Origin of the sequence: Ralstonia sp. AU12-08, assembly GCF_000442475.1 — a bacterium.
Taxonomy (GTDB): Bacteria; Pseudomonadota; Gammaproteobacteria; order Burkholderiales; family Burkholderiaceae; genus Ralstonia; species Ralstonia insidiosa.
This window is the reverse complement of record NZ_ASZV01000007.1, coordinates 201,260-216,544: the sequence shown is the minus strand read 5'-3', so window position 1 is coordinate 216,544 and position 15,285 is coordinate 201,260. Positions and strand designations below refer to the sequence as shown.

Annotated in this window: 13 protein-coding genes and 1 pseudogene; 10 read left to right on the top strand and 4 right to left on the bottom strand. The window is 65.5% G+C overall.

Translation table 11 applies throughout. The features are described from left to right. Positions 1–34: 34 nt before the first annotated feature. Positions 35–2,539 (bottom strand): heavy metal translocating P-type ATPase, encoded by a 2,505-nt coding sequence (locus C404_RS35310; protein WP_021193446.1) that lies wholly within the window; start codon positions 2,537–2,539, stop codon positions 35–37. A 46-nt stretch (positions 2,540–2,585) separates the two neighbouring features. Beyond that, positions 2,586–3,134: an RBBP9/YdeN family alpha/beta hydrolase gene (locus tag C404_RS35305; protein ID WP_021193445.1), complete on the bottom strand. Its 549-nt coding sequence runs from the start codon at positions 3,132–3,134 to the stop codon at positions 2,586–2,588. A 192-nt stretch (positions 3,135–3,326) separates the two neighbouring features. On the opposite strand from C404_RS35305, the pseudogene C404_RS35300 reads away from it, so the two are divergent. From C404_RS35300 to C404_RS35270, 7 genes and pseudogenes are all read left to right on the top strand, one after another. Next, positions 3,327–4,623: pseudogene (locus C404_RS35300) on the top strand (CitMHS family transporter). A gap of 16 nt (positions 4,624–4,639) precedes the next feature. Next, the gene (locus C404_RS35295; RefSeq protein WP_081659337.1) at positions 4,640–5,995 is read left to right on the top strand and encodes an acyclic terpene utilization AtuA family protein; all 1,356 of its coding nucleotides are present in this window, start codon (positions 4,640–4,642) and stop codon (positions 5,993–5,995) included. A gap of 1 nt (position 5,996) precedes the next feature. Further along, a complete protein-coding gene (locus tag C404_RS35290) occupies positions 5,997–6,320 on the top strand; it encodes an AtuA-related protein (protein WP_021193443.1) in 324 nt (107 codons plus the stop codon). A 27-nt stretch (positions 6,321–6,347) separates the two neighbouring features. Next, positions 6,348–7,247 (top strand): LysR family transcriptional regulator, encoded by a 900-nt coding sequence (locus tag C404_RS35285; protein ID WP_021193442.1) that lies wholly within the window; start codon positions 6,348–6,350, stop codon positions 7,245–7,247. 96 nt (positions 7,248–7,343) lie between these two features. After that, on the top strand, positions 7,344–7,811 hold the full coding sequence (locus C404_RS35280) for a universal stress protein (protein ID WP_021193441.1): 468 nt from the start codon (positions 7,344–7,346) through the stop codon (positions 7,809–7,811). A 114-nt stretch (positions 7,812–7,925) separates the two neighbouring features. Next, positions 7,926–8,381 carry a nuclear transport factor 2 family protein gene (locus C404_RS35275; RefSeq protein WP_021193440.1) on the top strand — a complete coding sequence of 152 codons (456 nt, stop codon included), beginning with the start codon at positions 7,926–7,928 and terminating at the stop codon, positions 8,379–8,381. Positions 8,382–8,435: 54 nt separating this feature from the next. Beyond that, a complete protein-coding gene (locus C404_RS35270; RefSeq protein ID WP_021193439.1) occupies positions 8,436–9,440 on the top strand; it encodes an NAD(P)H-dependent flavin oxidoreductase in 1,005 nt (334 codons plus the stop codon). A gap of 28 nt (positions 9,441–9,468) precedes the next feature. Here C404_RS35270 and C404_RS35265 read toward each other — a convergent pair whose 3' ends face one another. After that, the gene (locus C404_RS35265; RefSeq protein WP_021193438.1) at positions 9,469–10,005 is read right to left on the bottom strand and encodes a PadR family transcriptional regulator; all 537 of its coding nucleotides are present in this window, start codon (positions 10,003–10,005) and stop codon (positions 9,469–9,471) included. A 136-nt stretch (positions 10,006–10,141) separates the two neighbouring features. Then, entirely contained in the window at positions 10,142–11,050 is a 909-nt protein-coding gene (locus C404_RS35260; protein WP_031328881.1) for a LysR substrate-binding domain-containing protein, read from the bottom strand. Between the two features lie 147 nt (positions 11,051–11,197). Here C404_RS35260 and hglS point away from each other — a divergent pair, with 147 nt between their 5' ends. From hglS to C404_RS35245, 3 genes are read left to right on the top strand one after another with little or no spacing between them, the layout of a single operon-like run. Next, positions 11,198–12,601 (top strand): 2-oxoadipate dioxygenase/decarboxylase HglS, encoded by a 1,404-nt coding sequence (gene hglS, locus C404_RS35255; RefSeq protein ID WP_021193436.1) that lies wholly within the window; start codon positions 11,198–11,200, stop codon positions 12,599–12,601. Further along, a complete protein-coding gene (locus C404_RS35250; protein ID WP_021193435.1) occupies positions 12,598–13,818 on the top strand; it encodes an aminotransferase-like domain-containing protein in 1,221 nt (406 codons plus the stop codon). Before hglS ends, C404_RS35250 begins: the two co-directional genes overlap by 4 nt. Before the next feature lie 20 nt (positions 13,819–13,838). Next, a complete protein-coding gene (locus C404_RS35245) occupies positions 13,839–15,272 on the top strand; it encodes an FAD-binding oxidoreductase (RefSeq protein WP_021193434.1) in 1,434 nt (477 codons plus the stop codon). The last annotated feature ends 13 nt before the right edge of the window (positions 15,273–15,285 follow it).

Here is a 15,285-nt window from a genome sequence, read left to right as displayed (position 1 = left end):
GCCCTCCCGTGCGCGCGCTGTCGGATCGCAATGATCAGACGCGCGTGCGCATCACCCGCAGCCCGTTGAACACCACCAGCAAGCTCGCACCCACGTCAGCAAAGATCGCCATCCACAGCGTGGCGTCACCCATCACGGCCAGTGCGAGGAACACCGCCTTGATGCCGAGCGCCAACACGATGTTCTGACGCAGCACCGCCACCGTGCGACGGCTGATGCGGATGAAGCCGGCGAGCTTGCGCGGGTCGTCATCCATGATGGCAACGTCTGCGGCTTCCAGTGCCGTGGCCGTGCCGGCTGCGCCCATGGCGAAGCCGATGTCGGCGCGTGCCAGGGCCGGTGCGTCGTTGATGCCGTCACCCACCATGCCGACGAAGCCATGCTGCGCGGCAAGCTCGCCCACCACGCGTTGCTTGTCGGCGGGGAGTTGCTCGGCATGGACGTTGTCGATGCCGACCGTCTTGGCGATGGCCTGTGCAGCACGGCGGTCGTCGCCAGTAATCATGACGGGCTGCACACCCAGTGCACGTAGTTCTGCGATGGCCTGTGCGCTTTCCGGGCGCTCGCGGTCACGCACGCCAAAGAGTGCTACCGCACCGTTCGTGTCGCACAGCGTGACGGCGGACATGCCTTCAGCCTGCAAGCCTTCCGCGGCAGCGCGCCAGTCGGCGGTATCAAAGCTGCGCTCGGCCACCAGTGCAGCGTTACCGAGGTGCCAGCGCACGCCACCCAGCGTGCCGGCCACACCGCGGCCCGGCAGCACGGACAGGTCCTCAACCGCACCCGCATCTACGGCGCCATGCGCTTGCGCAGCCTGCACGATCGCCACGGCAATCGGATGCGTGGTGTTGGCGTCCAGCGCAGCGGCCACAGCCAGTGCCTGCAGGTGGGTGCCATCCGTGGCGACGTTCAGATCCGCCACGGCGCGGCGCGTGCCGCGTGTGTCATCAGGCAACACCACCGCATCCAGCACCGGGCGGCCAGCCGTGAGCGTGCCGGTCTTGTCCAGCGCCAGTGCACGCAGGCGCCGGCCGCTTTCCAGATAGACGCCGCCCTTGACGACAATGCCGCGCCGCGCCGCTGCAGCCAGGCCGCTCACCACCGTCACCGGCGTGGAGATCACCAATGCGCAGGGGCAAGCGATCACCAGCAACACCAGCGCGCGATACGTCCACGTCAGCCAACCATCGGCAGTAACCAGCGGGCCGACTACGGCAACCGCCAGCGCCAGCAACATCATGGCGGGCGTGTAGATGGACGAGAACTTGTCGACGAAGCGCTGCGTGGGCGCACGCTGCGACTGCGCCTCCTGAATGGCCCCGGCGATGCGCGCAAGCGTGCTGTCGGCGGCCACCGCCGTGGCTTCGGCCTCGATCACGCCGTCGGTGACGATGGTGCCGGCGAGGATGGTGTCGCCCAGGGTCTTCTCCACCGGCAGGCTCTCGCCGGTGACGGGCGATTCGTCCAGCGCTGCGCGGCCGCTCACGATGCGTGCATCGACCGGCACACGGCTGCCCGTGCGTACACGCAGGCGTGCGCCGACGCGAACGGTGTCAACGGCCACATCGCGCCAGCCGCCATTGCCGTCGGTCAACTCTGCTGTGTCGGGGGCGATGGCAGTCAGCGCGCGCACAGCATCACGGGCACGCACCAGGGCACGCGCCTCGATGGCTTCAGCCACGGCAAACAGGAAAATCACCATGGCCGCTTCGGCCCACTTGCCGATCAGCAGCGCGCCGATCACGGCCACCGCCATCAGGAAGTTGATGTTGAACGTGAGCGCGCGCACGGCAATCCAGCCCTTGCGCAGCGTCGGCCCACCAGCCAGCGCGATGGACGCAAGCGCCAGTGCCAGAACTGGCCAAGCGTGATCACCCAGGGACCAGGCGATGGCCTCCGCGCCAAACGCGGCCACACCGCCGATGCCCAGCAGCCAAGTGCGACGCGAGATGCCAGTGGGCTCGGCAGGCGCCGCGGCCGCGCGGTCATGCGCTTCCAGCACCTCGCCATCCATGCCGATGGCGCGCAGGGCTTCCAGGAACGGCGTGACGTCGTCCACGGTGTGGTGGATGGTGAGATGGCGCTCCAGCAGGTTGAAGTCCAGCGCGACCACGCCGGCGGCGTTGCCCAGCTTATTGCGGATCATGCGCTCTTCGGTCGGGCAATCCATCTGCTCGATGCGGATTTTCGTGCGGCCCTTGGCGCGGGCCAGGGCAGCAGCGTCAACTGGGGGAGCGACCGGCGCCGGACCGTGCGCATGCGCGTGGTCGTGCCCGTGATCGTGTCCATGGCCGCAGCCGTGGGCCTTGCCGTCCGCATGCTCGTGATCATGGTCGTGGTCATCACCGTGCTCGTGCTTGTGACCGTGGTCATGTGCATGGTCGTGACCGTGTTCATGGTCGTTGCCATGCTTGTGTTCATGGTCAGCAGACTCCCGGGCAACGGGATAATCGTGGCCGCAGCAACCACCGCAGCCAGACGCTTCCGGCTTGGCGGCGTGGTTGTGGGACAGCAGGGCGGAGGCGAGATCTGGTTTCATGCCTCCATTCAAAACCCTGAAGAAGCTTTAGGGTCAAGCCCTCATTTCAAGTGGGGCTTTTGCTCCACTTAGTAACGATGGCACGGGCTTCCGGCCAGTCGCCCAGGTCCGATTCGGCATTGATATGACCGCGCGCTCCCAAATCGATGGGCGTGGCGCCCCAGGCTTCGGCCTGTTGGCGGCTCCAGGCGGCATCGCTGAAGGGGTCGTTGGTGCTGAAGATGAGGGTGGCCGGAAACGGCAGACGCTGTTGCGGCACCGGCTGAAAGTCAATCAGTTCGGGCGGCGAATCTTCACGGCCAAGCTGCGGTGGCGCCACCAGCAAGGCACCGCGCACGCGCGCTGTGTGGGCAGACGCGGCAGCCCAATGCGCCGTCAGCACACACCCCAGGCTGTGCGCCACCAACACGACATCGCCCGGTGCGGCACGCACGGCGGCATCCAGTGCGGCCACCCAGTCGGCACGCTTGGGCGTGAACCACTCGCGTTGTTCAACACGGTGATCCCCATGCAGGCGCTCCCAGCGCGATTGCCAGTGCTCGGGGCCAGAGTTCTGCCAGCCAGGCAGGATCAGGATGGTCGGGGCGGTATGCACAAGGTCTCCAGCATCGGGTGGGAACGCGCCACATTTTGCCGGGATTTATTGAGCGGCGCCTGCATCACTTATCGTCAAATCAGCTCAATCCATCCAAATATTCCGTTTCACAGGCAGATCAGCAGCTTCTACAGTCGTCCATCAACAAATCCCGCCAACAGGGATTCCGATTCCAAGCACTCGGAGGAGACCATGCTCGCACTGCTCGGGCTGCTGACCATCGTCGCGCTGTTTGTCGTCATCCTGACGAAACGCATGTCGCCGCTGGTTGCGCTCATCGCCATTCCCGTCATCGCCGCGCTTGTGGGCGGCTTCGGGCTCAACACCAGCAAGTTCATCATCGGCGGCATCAAGGATGTCGCGCCCGTGGCGGGGATGTTCATCTTCGCCATCCTGTACTTCGGCATCGTGACGGATGCCGGCATGCTGGACCCGATCATCGACCGCATCCTGCGCACCGTGGGCAGCCGCCCGCCACGCATCGTGGTGGGCTCGGCGCTGCTGGCGTTGCTGATTCACCTGGATGGCTCGGGCGCGGTGGCGTTCCTCATCACCATTCCGGCCATGCTGCCGCTCTATGACCGGCTCGGCATGGACCGCCGCATCCTGGCGTGCGTGACGTCGATGGCGTGCGGCGTGAACCTTGCCGTGGACGGGGCCGATGATCCGCGCCTCCGCGTCGCTGCACATGCCGGTGACGGACATCTTCAACCCGCTGATCCCGGTGCAGATTGCGGGGCTCGTCTTCGTGTTCGTGTGCGCGTGGCTGCTGGGCAAGCGTGAAGAGAAGCGACTGGGCCTCGCCAACCACGGTGGCGCCACACAAGTCGTCGCGCGTCCGCTGACCGAAGCCGAACAGGCGCTGCGCCGCCCGCGCAATTTCTGGATCAACCTTGTGCTGACCGTCGTGGTGATGGGCGTGATGGTGAGCGGCAAGGTCGACCCGGTGGTGATGTTCATGCTGGGCGTGGTGGCCGCGCTGCTCATCAACTACCCGAACGTCGATCAGCAACGCCAGCGCGTGGATGCGCACGCCAAGGCCGCGCTGATGATGGCGAGCATCCTGCTGGCGGCAGGCGTGTTCACCGGCATCATGAGCAAGTCCGGCATGCTCACGGCGATGGCCAAGACGGCGGTCGACTTCATCCCGCCTGCCATGGCGCACCACATTCCGGTGGTGCTGGGCGTGCTGTCGATGCCGCTGTCGCTGCTGTTCGATCCGGATTCGTTCTACTTTGGCGTGCTGCCTGTGGTGGCAGAAGCATCGAAGATGCTGGGCGTGGCACCGGTCCACGTGGCGCAGGCTGCTGTGCTCGGCCAGATGACCACCGGCTTCCCGGTCAGCCCGCTTACGCCCGCGACCTTCCTTGTGGTCGGCCTGTGCGGCATCGATCTGGCGGACCACCAGAAATTCTCGATCCCCTTCCTGTTCGGTGCCTCGCTGCTGATGACCGCAGTGGCCGTGGTGCTGGGCGTGCTTCCGTGGTGATGGCATGAAGAACGCGTTGAAGACCGAGTTAAAGACACTACGCATCGGCGGCGGCGCTGGTTACTCGGGTGACCGCATCGAACCCGCGCTGGAACTGGCAGAGCACGGCGACATCGACGTACTCATGTTCGAGTGCCTGGCCGAGCGCACCATCGCGCTCGCACAGCAGGTGCGTCGCAAAGATCCATCGCACGGTTATGACCCGCTGCTCGAAGCACGCATGCGTGCCGTGTTGCCGGCCTGCGCGGCGCGCGGCATCCGCATCGTTACCAACATGGGCGCGGCCAACCCGCAAGCCGCAGCGGAACGCACGCGGGACATCGCCAGTGAGCTGGGCCTTAAGGTGCGCGTAGCTGCGGTTACCGGCGACGATGTGTTCGACCTGCTGCAAGCACGCGGCCAGGACTTCACGCTGATGGACGGTGGTGAACCCGTTGCGTCGCTCGGTGCACGCATGGTGTCGGCCAATGCATACCTCGGCGCGCAGGGCATCGTGGATGCACTGGCGCAAGGCGCAGACGTCGTCATCACCGGGCGCGTGGCCGATCCGGCGTTGGCGCTTGGGCCACTCATCCACGCCTTCGGCTGGCGCATGGACGACTGGCATCGCCTGGGCTGTGGCACGCTGGCCGGGCACCTGCTCGAATGCGCAGGGCAAATCACGGGTGGCTACTTTGCCGACCCCGGCATCAAGGACGTGCCCAATCTCGCGCGCCTGGGCTTCCCCATTGGCGAAGTTGGGGAAGACGGCTCGGTACTCATCACCAAGGTCGCCACGGCTGGCGGACTCGTGACCGAAGCGACGTGCAAGGAACAGTTGCTGTATGAAATCCACGACCCGGCACGCTACCTCACACCGGATGTCGTGGCCGATTTCTCCAATGTACGCATGCACACCGATGGCACCGATCGCGTCGTCATCGAAGGCGCAACGGGCACGCCGCGCACCGGCCAGTTGAAGGTGTCGATCGGCTATCTCGACAGCTACATCGGCGAGGGCCAGATCAGCTATGCCGGCCCCAACGCCGTGGCGCGTGGTCGACTGGCGCTCGACATCGTACGCGAGCGACTGGCACTCACCGGTGTGCAGATGACGGAGACGCGCTTCGAGTTGATTGGCGTGGATGCGTTGCACGGCCCCGCCCTCTCCCACATCGATGCCGAACCGTACGAGGTACGTGTGCGGGTGGCGGCGCGAACGGAGTCCATGGCCGAAGCTCTACGCATCGGCAACGAGGTGGAAACGCTGCTGACCTGTGGCCCCTCCGGCGGCGGCGGTGCAACCAAGAGCGCGCGCGAAATCATTGCCGTCGCGTCAACGTTGATCCCGGCCGAGCTTGCGCCTCACAACGTGCAGATTCTGGAGAGCTGACATGACCCGCATCCTCCGCGACCTCGCCCACACCCGCGCCGGCGACAAGGGCGACATCTCGTGCATTTCCGTCATCGCCCATCGCGCAGCAGACTTTGCCGTGCTGGAACAACACGTGACAGCCGAACGCGTGCGCGCGCATTTCGCCGATCTCGTACACGGCAATGTTGAACGTTACGTGCTGCCGCAGTTGGGCGCGCTCAACTTCGTGCTGCACGGGGCGCTGGCCGGCGGCGTGACACGCTCGCTGGCGCTGGATGCGCATGGCAAGTCGCTGTCGAGTGCACTGCTCACTCTAGAGATTCCGGCGCTGGTTCCGAGATAAGCTGGCGCACCACGCCCGGCCTTCGCCATGAACCTCTCCGTCAAGCAGCTCCGTGCCTTTGCCGCGCTGCGCGAGCACAAGAACTTCACGCAGGCGGCACAAACCTGCCATCTGTCGCAATCGGCCTTCAGCGCGCTGATCCAGAACCTGGAGGCCGATGCCGGCGTGCGCCTGTTCGATCGCAATACACGCCACGTTGAGCTGACGCCCGAGGGCGAAGCGTTTGCTGAATCCGCCCTGCGCCTGCTGGCGGACTTCGAAGCCACCTTTGCCGAACTGCGCGACCGCGCTGCCGCGCGCACAGGGCGTGTGACAGTGGCCGCGCTGCCGTCGATTGCGGCAGGCATCTTGCCGGGCGTGCTGGCGGATTTCTCTGCGCGGCATCCGGGCATTCAACTGGCGCTGCACGATCAGCTGTCTGACCCGTGCATCGACATGGTCCGGCGCGGCGCGGCAGACTTCGCCATTGCCGCCATCGGTGCGGACATGGCCGGGTTGACCGCGCAGCCGTTCTGCACAGACGACTTCCATCTCGTCTGCCATCAGGATCACCCGCTCGCGCGCAAGCCCACGCTCGGTGTGGGCGATCTTGTCGATGCGCCGTTCATCCATCTCGCGCGCAACACGAGCATCCGGCAATACCTCGATGCCGCCCTGCACCCGACCAAGCTGCGCAGCGGCATGGAGGTCGAGCATCTGGCCACCGCAGCCGCGCTGGCGGCAGCCAACCTGGGTATTACCGTCATCCCCTCGCTGGCGCTCTTCCAGTTCCGCCTGCCGGAGTTGGTGGTGCGGCCGCTACCGTTACCAGGGCTGGTACGCACGCTGTACGTGATCCGGCGCGACGGGCGCAGCCTGTCGGTGGCGGCGCAGGGGCTGCTGGACTTGCTGCTGGCCCACCCCGTGCATGCCGACAGCGAAGCCTGACGAGACTTGATGCGGCGCAAACGCGTGCGCGTGTCGGGCATGGCGGCATCAAACGAGGCTGCTACAGTGGCTTCATCCCCACACACGGAGCGCCCCATGTATCAACGCATCCTCGCCGGTTTTGACGGCAGCCACGAAGCCAGACTGGCAGTCGATCAAGCCGCGGCACTTGCCCAGGCATTCGGCGGCCGGGTGCGCATAGTGTGGGCGATCGGCTCGCCAACCATGCCGGAGTCGCGCGAGATCTACAGCGTCGATACGCTGCGCAACACCGAACACCAGAGCGCCGACCACGCCCTGGCCGAGCTGCAACGTACGCTGGAAGGTGCCGGCGTTGTTGTCGAGACCGGCGTCCTGATGCTCGACTCCACCGACGACGACATCGGCAACGCCCTGGAGCACGAAGCCGTGCGCTGGCAGGCCGACACCATCGTGGTCGGTTCGCAAAACCGCAGCGGGTTGTCGCGCATCCTGCTCGGCAGCGTGGCCGAGCGTACCGTCAAGCTGTCGCGCCGCACCGTCATCGTGGTACGTGCGCAGCACGCCGATCACACAAGCGGCTGAAGAATCACTTTCACTCGAGTCGGCACACTATGCAACTTGTTGCATAGTGAAAAACGCTGTGCTATGTTGCCTCCACGCTGATGCAATCTGTTGCACTTCTGTTCAGGAGACACTGTGACCCAGCCCGCAGTTCGACACATCGCTACCGCTCTGTCCGCCCAGTCGCAAGCCACGCTCACCGCCTGGCACACCATGCTTGAGAGCGGCAACATGGACGCGCTCGACGACCTGTTCGCCGAGGACGTCGTCTTCCGCTCGCCCGTAGCGCACACGGCGTACCCGGGCCGCACGGCCACCACGCTGGTGCTGCGCACCGTCAACACGGTCTTTGAAGACTTCCAATACCACCGCAGCTTCGCCACGGATGATGGCGCGAGCGTGGTGCTGGAATTCAGCGCCAACGTGAGCGGTAAATCGCTCAAGGGCATCGACATGATCCGCTTCAATGCCAGCGGCAAGATTGTCGAGTTCGAGGTGATGGTCCGCCCGGCAACCGGCCTGCAGGCGCTCGGCGCGGCCATGGGTGCCAAGCTGGCCGACAAGCTCGCGGTGCTCAAGTCCGAGGCCTGAGCACACTGCTTACCCGCTTTCTTGATTCCATAACGATTCCCAACGGAGACTGCCATGTCGCTGCCCCCGATCCTGCAAAACCGCTTGTCCGTGCCCGTGGTGGGCTCGCCGCTGTTCATCATTTCCAACCCCGACCTCGTGATCGCCCAGTGCAAGGCAGGCGTGGTTGGCTCGTTTCCGGCGCTCAATGCACGCCCGGCCGAGCTGCTGGAAACCTGGCTGCAGCGCATCACCACGGAGCTGGCCGAATACGACGCGCAGCATCCGGACAAGCCGTCGGCGCCGTTTGCCGTCAACCAGATCGTGCACAAGTCGAACGACCGCCTGGAGCACGACCTGGAATTGTGCGTGAAGTACAAGGTGCCCATCGTCATCACCTCGCTGGGCGCGCGTGAAGACGTAAACCAGGCCGTGCACAGCTACGGCGGCATCGTGCTGCACGACGTGATCAACAACAAGTTTGCCAAGAAGGCGATCGAGAAAGGCGCGGATGGCCTGATCGCCGTGGCGGCCGGCGCGGGCGGCCATGCGGGCACGACCTCGCCATTTGCGCTGATCCACGAGATTCGTGAATGGTTTGACGGCCCGCTGCTGCTGTCGGGCGCGATTGCCAACGGCAACGCCATCCTGGCAGCGCTGGCGGCCGGTGCAGACCTGGCCTACGTGGGCTCGGCCTTCATCGCCACCGAAGAAGCCAACGCGATCGAGGGCTACAAGCAAGCGATTGTGGAGTCCACCGCCAGCGACATCGTCTACACGAACCTGTTCACCGGCGTGCACGGCAACTACCTGCGCAAGAGCATCGAAAGCGCGGGCCTGGACCCGGAAGCCCTGCCGGAATCGGACCCGAGCAAGATGAACTTCGGCTCCGGTGGCGGCGCCAAAGCCAAGGCATGGAAGGACATCTGGGGCGCCGGCCAGGGCGTGGGCGCAGTCAAGCGCGTGGTGCCGGCGGCGGAACTCGTCAAGCGTTTTGCCGAGGAGTTTGAGGTGGCTCGCCGCCGCCTGAACAGCATCGAGGCGCTGCGCGCCCCGGCGGGTGACAAGGCGACGGCTTAAACCGTCAGGCCACTAGGGCCCGTTGGCCCTAGGCCGTTACCGAGGCTGGCTCCAGCAACGGCAGCACATCGTCTGCCCACGCGAGCCAGCCTTCTTCGTAAACGATGCCGCGCTGGAGCACCGCATGCTGCAGCCGCTGTGCGCGCGTGAGATCAGCGCGCATGAAATCGCGCTGCTCGATCTCGCGGAATGTGTTCAGGCGCGTGCGGTGCTGCTCGATCAGGCGCTGCATCTCGTCGATAAAGCCGAGCGGGCCAATCACAGCCTCGGCGCGCAGCTTCACCAGCACCTCTTCACGGTTATCCGACGACACGGTCGGCTCCAGCACCCAGCGCGCGAGTTCTTCGCGCCCCGGCTGCAGGACCGTGTACGTCTTCTTGCGGCCGTCTTCCTCTTCCTCCACGCTGACCCAACCGGCCTCGGCCATGCGGCCAAGCTCGCGGTAGATCTGCTGATGGGTGGCACTCCAGAAATAGCCCATCGACTTGTCGAAGCGGCGGGCGAGCTCATAGCCGGACGAGGGCTTTTCGAGCAGGGAAGTGAGCAGCGCGTGTTGGATGGACATGAGCGAAAAGTAGCGTCGGCCTTGTATTTCAGCGATCGGGAATGGCACACCGTTGCCCGATGCGATCTGCGAACTTTACAGAACAGTCATCGACACGTCATGCAGTGTTTGCCACTGTTGCATATCACTCGGCAGCCTATGCCTGCGTGAAGTCCTGTGCCGCTTGCACGAGCCATGTTCGCAACGCCTGCAGCGGCGGATAGTCGGTCCGACCCGTGGGCCAGGCCAGATAGTAGCGCTCGGCGCTTTCCATCTCCGGCACATGGGGCAAGGCCAGCACAAGATCGCCCTGCTGCAACTCGTGAGGGATCAGAAAGCGCGGCAGCAATGCCACGCCCAGGCCTGCAACAGCCGCCTGGGCGGCGGTCGCAAACTGGTCGAACACCATGCCTTGCGTATCTCCCCCGTCCACCTGATGGGTGGCCAGCCAGCGCGACCAGGCATCGGGGCGCGAGGCCAGGTGCAACAACGGCGCACCCAGCAGGTCGCGTGGCTGTGCAAAGGCGTAGCGGGCCAGCAGCGCCGGGCTGCATGCGGGCACGACGGTCTCGCTCATCAACAAGGCGAGTTCGGCCCCCGGCCAGTGCGGCGGGCCGAAATGGATGGCCGCATCCACCGCCTCCAACTGGAAGTCGAACTGCGACAGCCGCGTCGTCAGGTTGATGGTGATGCCGGGATGCTGGTCGAAAAACTGCGGCAGGCGCGGCGCCAGCCAACGGGTACCGAAGGTGGGGAGGATGGCCAGGTTCAGGCTGCCCCCTTGCGGATTCGCACGCAAGCCAACCGTGGCGCTGGAAATGCGCATCAACGCACCGCGAATGTCCTCCGCATACGCCTGGCCCGCCGGGCTCAGACGCACGGTCTGGCGCTCACGCACGAACAGCTCGGCCCCCAGGCGATCTTCCAGCGCACGAATCTGCCGACTGACCGCGCTTTGCGTCAGGTGCAATTCAGCGGCAGCCGCCGTGAAGCTCTGGTGACGCGCAGCCGCCTCAAATGCGCAAAGCAGGGACATGGGCGGCAGAAAGCGGCGTGGCGGGAACATGCAAGGCCCTGGCGATTGGGTTGGGGGGTCGAGCTGGAGTCTGGCAGGTCATTCTATTCTGGAATGAACTCTGTCCCAATTATCGTTTGACCGGCTTCCAGTGCCCCACCTAGCATCGATCCACTCCTCGCCATTCCCGCCCCTGTCATGAGTGCATCGCATCAACCCACGGCCGATTCCTTCGTCTCCGCAGACGACATCCGCACGCGTTTTTCACGTGCCATGTCCGCCATGTATCGCCAGGAAGTGCCGCAATACGGCACCCTGATCGACCTGGTAGCCGACATCAACGCGCGCACGCTGAATGCCCAACCCACGTTGCACACGCAGATGGCGCATGCAGGTGAGCTGGAGCGACTGGATGTGGAACGCCACGGCGCCATCCGCGTCGGCACAGCGGCCGAGCTGGCGACGCTGCGGCGGCTGTTTGCCGTCATGGGCATGGAGCCCGTGGGCTACTACGACTTGTCGGTGGCCGGTGTGCCGGTGCACTCCACGGCGTTTCGTCCGGTGGCCGATGCTGCATTGGCGGCCAATCCGTTCCGCGTGTTCACGTCGTTGCTGCGGCTTGAGTTGATTGCCGATCCGGCCTTGCGCGAGAAGGCGGCAGCCATCCTGGCACGCCGCCAGATCTTCACGCCGCGCGTGCTGGAATTGATCGCGCAGTGCGAGACCGATGGCGGCCTCGCCGACACAGATGCCGATACCTTCGTGCGCGAGGCGCTGGAGACCTTCCGCTGGCACAGCACCGCCACCGTCGACGCCGAAACCTACCGCGCCCTGCAGGCGGCACACCGCCTGGTGGCCGACGTGGTTTGCTTCCGGGGGCCGCACATCAACCACCTGACGCCGCGTACGCTCGACATCGACGCTGCGCAGGCCGCCATGCCCGCGCGCGGCATGGACGCCAAGGAGGTGGTGGAAGGCCCGCCGCGGCGCAACTGCCCGATTCTGCTGCGCCAGACCAGCTTCAAGGCGCTGCAGGAAGCTGTGCGCTTTACTGATGATGCCGGTGCGCATACGGCGCGCTTTGGCGAGATCGAGCAACGCGGCGTCGCCCTGACGCGCAAGGGCCGCGCGCTGTACGACCAACTGCTGGCCGAGGTGCGTGACATGGGCAATGCCGGCAGCGCTGCGCCAGACTACGAGAGTCGGCTGGCACTGGCGTTCCGCGCCTTCCCCGATACCCATGAGGCACTGCGTGCCCAAGGGCTGGCCTACTATCGCTACAGCCTAACGGCATCGGGCGAAGCCGCGCAGATCGACGCTGAGACATCGTTGGAAGTGCTCCTGGCCAAAGGCTGGGCGCAAGCCGATCCCATCACGTATGAAGACTTCCTGCCGGTAAGCGCGGCGGGCATCTTCCAGTCCAACCTGGGCGGCGAAGAGCAGAAGCAGTACCAAGCCCACGCTGCACAACAGGCGTTTGAGGCCGCGCTGGGTGCACACGTGCATGACGAAATCACCCTCTACGAAGCGGCACAGCAGCGCTCAGTCGACCAGTTGCGCGCTGTGCTGCGCGGTATGCCCGTCGTGGATGCCACAGCATGAGCGACATGCCGGCCTTTGCCGCCCCGTTTGCGCAGCCTGCGGGCTCGCCCATTCGCGAGCTGTTCCCGTACCTCAGCCAGCCGGGAATGATCTCGCTGGCCGGCGGCTATCCGTCGCCCAGCCTGTTCGATGCCGAAGGGCTGGCACACGCCGCCGCCCAGGCCATGACGGGCGATGCGCAAACGCTGCAGTACGGCGCAACGGAGGGGTTGCCGATCCTCCGTACTGCGCTGGTAGCCCTGATGCGCGAACGCGGCATTCAGTCTGGCGCTGAACAGGTGATGGTCACCACGGGCTCGCAGCAGGCATTCGACTTGCTGGTGCGCGTGCTGATCGAACCGGGGGATACGGTCCTGGTGGAGGTGCCCGCCTATCCCGCCACGCTGCAAGCCCTGCGTCTTGCGCAGGCGCGCATCGTGCCCGTGCCGATGGACGAGCACGGCCTGCAAGCCGACGCGCTGGCTGAACTGCTGCAACAGTTACCCGACACGCAGCGTCCGAAGCTGCTCTACACCGTACCGAACTTCTCCAACCCCCGGGGTACGCTGCTGGCCGCCGAGCGCCGTGAGGCGCTGGTGCAACTGGCCTGCACCCATGGCTTCTGGGTCGTAGAAGACGACCCCTACGGCGAGCTGCGATTCGACACCGCTGGCCCGATGCCGCCAACGCTACGCACCATCGGTGACCGATTGGCCGATGGCGGCGTGAACCCGGTGGTGTATCTGTCCAGCTTGTCCAAAACCGTTGCCCCGGCACTGCGCGTGGGCTGGATGCTGGCAGACAACAGCCTGCTGCGCCGTTGCGCGATCGCCAAGCAGACAGTGGACCTGTGCACCTCGCCACTGGCGCAGGTGGTGGCCGCCCGCTACCTGGAGAGCGGACGCTACCCGGCCACGGTGCAGCGTGCCCGCATCGAATATCAGCGGCGCATGCAGGCCCTGGTGCAAGGCATCGCTTCCAGCTTGAACGGTCACGTGCATTGCGCGCCGCCAGCGGGCGGCATGTTCGTCTGGGCCACGTTTGCACAGTCGATCGCCCCACAGGCGCTGTTCGATGCCGCTGTCGCCCAGCAGGTGCTGTATGTACCCGGCAAGGCGTTCTACCCCGACAGCGCGCCACACCACACCATGCGCCTGTCTTTCGCCGCGCCCGACGTGCCGCAGATCGAGCAGGCCGTGCAGCGGCTCGCTTCGGCCGTGACTGAAGTCCTGCGCTGACAACCCTCATCACCGTTGCCATGACACCCGACAACCTGATCCCTGCCTTGCGCGACATCGTGGGGGCCGCGCATGTTCTGACCGGCGATGCGTGCACCGAATACGAAACCGATTGGCGCCAGCGCGTGCGCGGCAAGGCGCTCTGCGTAGTACGACCCGGCGCTACCGCAGAAGTGGCCGAGGTGATGCGTGCATGCGCCCAGGCCGGCGTCTCGATCGTGCCGCAGGGTGGCAATACAGGCCTCGTAGAAGGCTCTGTGCCCGATGCCGACGGCAAGCAGGTCATCCTGAGCCTGCGCCGCATGCAAGCCGTGCGCGCCATCGACCTCGCCAACATGACGGTTACGGTGGAAGCGGGCTGCGTGCTCCAGTCGCTGCAGGAGGCGGTGCAGGAGGCGGGGATGCTGTTTCCGCTGAGCCTGGGTGCCGAGGGCAGTTGCACCATTGGCGGCAACCTGGCGACCAACGCGGGCGGCACGCAGGTGGTGCGCTACGGCAATGCGCGCGAGCTATGCCTGGGGCTGGAAGTGGTACTGGCCGACGGGCAAGTCTGGGAAGGCCTGCAGGGCCTGCGCAAGGACAACACCGGCTACGACCTGCGCAACCTGTTCATCGGCAGCGAAGGCACGCTGGGCATCATCACGGCGGCCACGCTGCGGCTGTATCCGCAACCCGCAGCGCAATTGACGGCGTGGGCAGCGGTGCCCTCGCTGGAGGCGGCCACGGCGTTGTTGGCCTTGTCGCACCGGCACCTGTCTTCAGCGCTCACCGGCTTTGAAGTGATGAACCAGGAGGGGCTCAAGCTCGTTGACGCGCACTACCCCCATCTGCGCGTGCCGATGTGGCGCGAAACGTTATGGTGCGTCTTGCTGGAAGCGTCCGACAGCGAATCCGAAGCACACGCCAGGGCGCAGTTCGAACACCTGCTAGAGACCGCGATGGAAGACGACATCGTGACCGACGCCATCATCGCCGAGAACATCCGCCAGGCGCATGACCTGTGGCACATCCGCGAGAGCATCACGCTGGCGCAGGCGGCCGAGGGCCTCAACATCAAGCACGATGTGTCTGTGCCGATCTCACGCATTCCCGCGTTCGTGGCGCAGACCGATGCGCAGCTCCAGACACTGGCGCCAGGCGTGCGGCTGATCAACTTCGGGCACCTGGGCGATGGGAACCTGCACTACAACATGCAGGCGCCGGCCGGTGCGGATGCGGCCGCGTTCATCGCGGCGCATGAGACGGCGATCAGCGATGCGGTCTATCAGTCCGTCCACCGGTTTGGCGGCTCGATCTCGGCAGAGCACGGCATTGGTGCGCTCAAGCGCGACAAGCTTCCCCACTACAAGACGCCCGTGGCGCTGCAGTTGATGCGCACCATCAAGCAGGCGCTGGACCCGCAGTGTTTGCTGAACCCTGGCCGGGTGCTGGCGGCAGAAGCCACGACACCGTGAGATTGCGCAGACG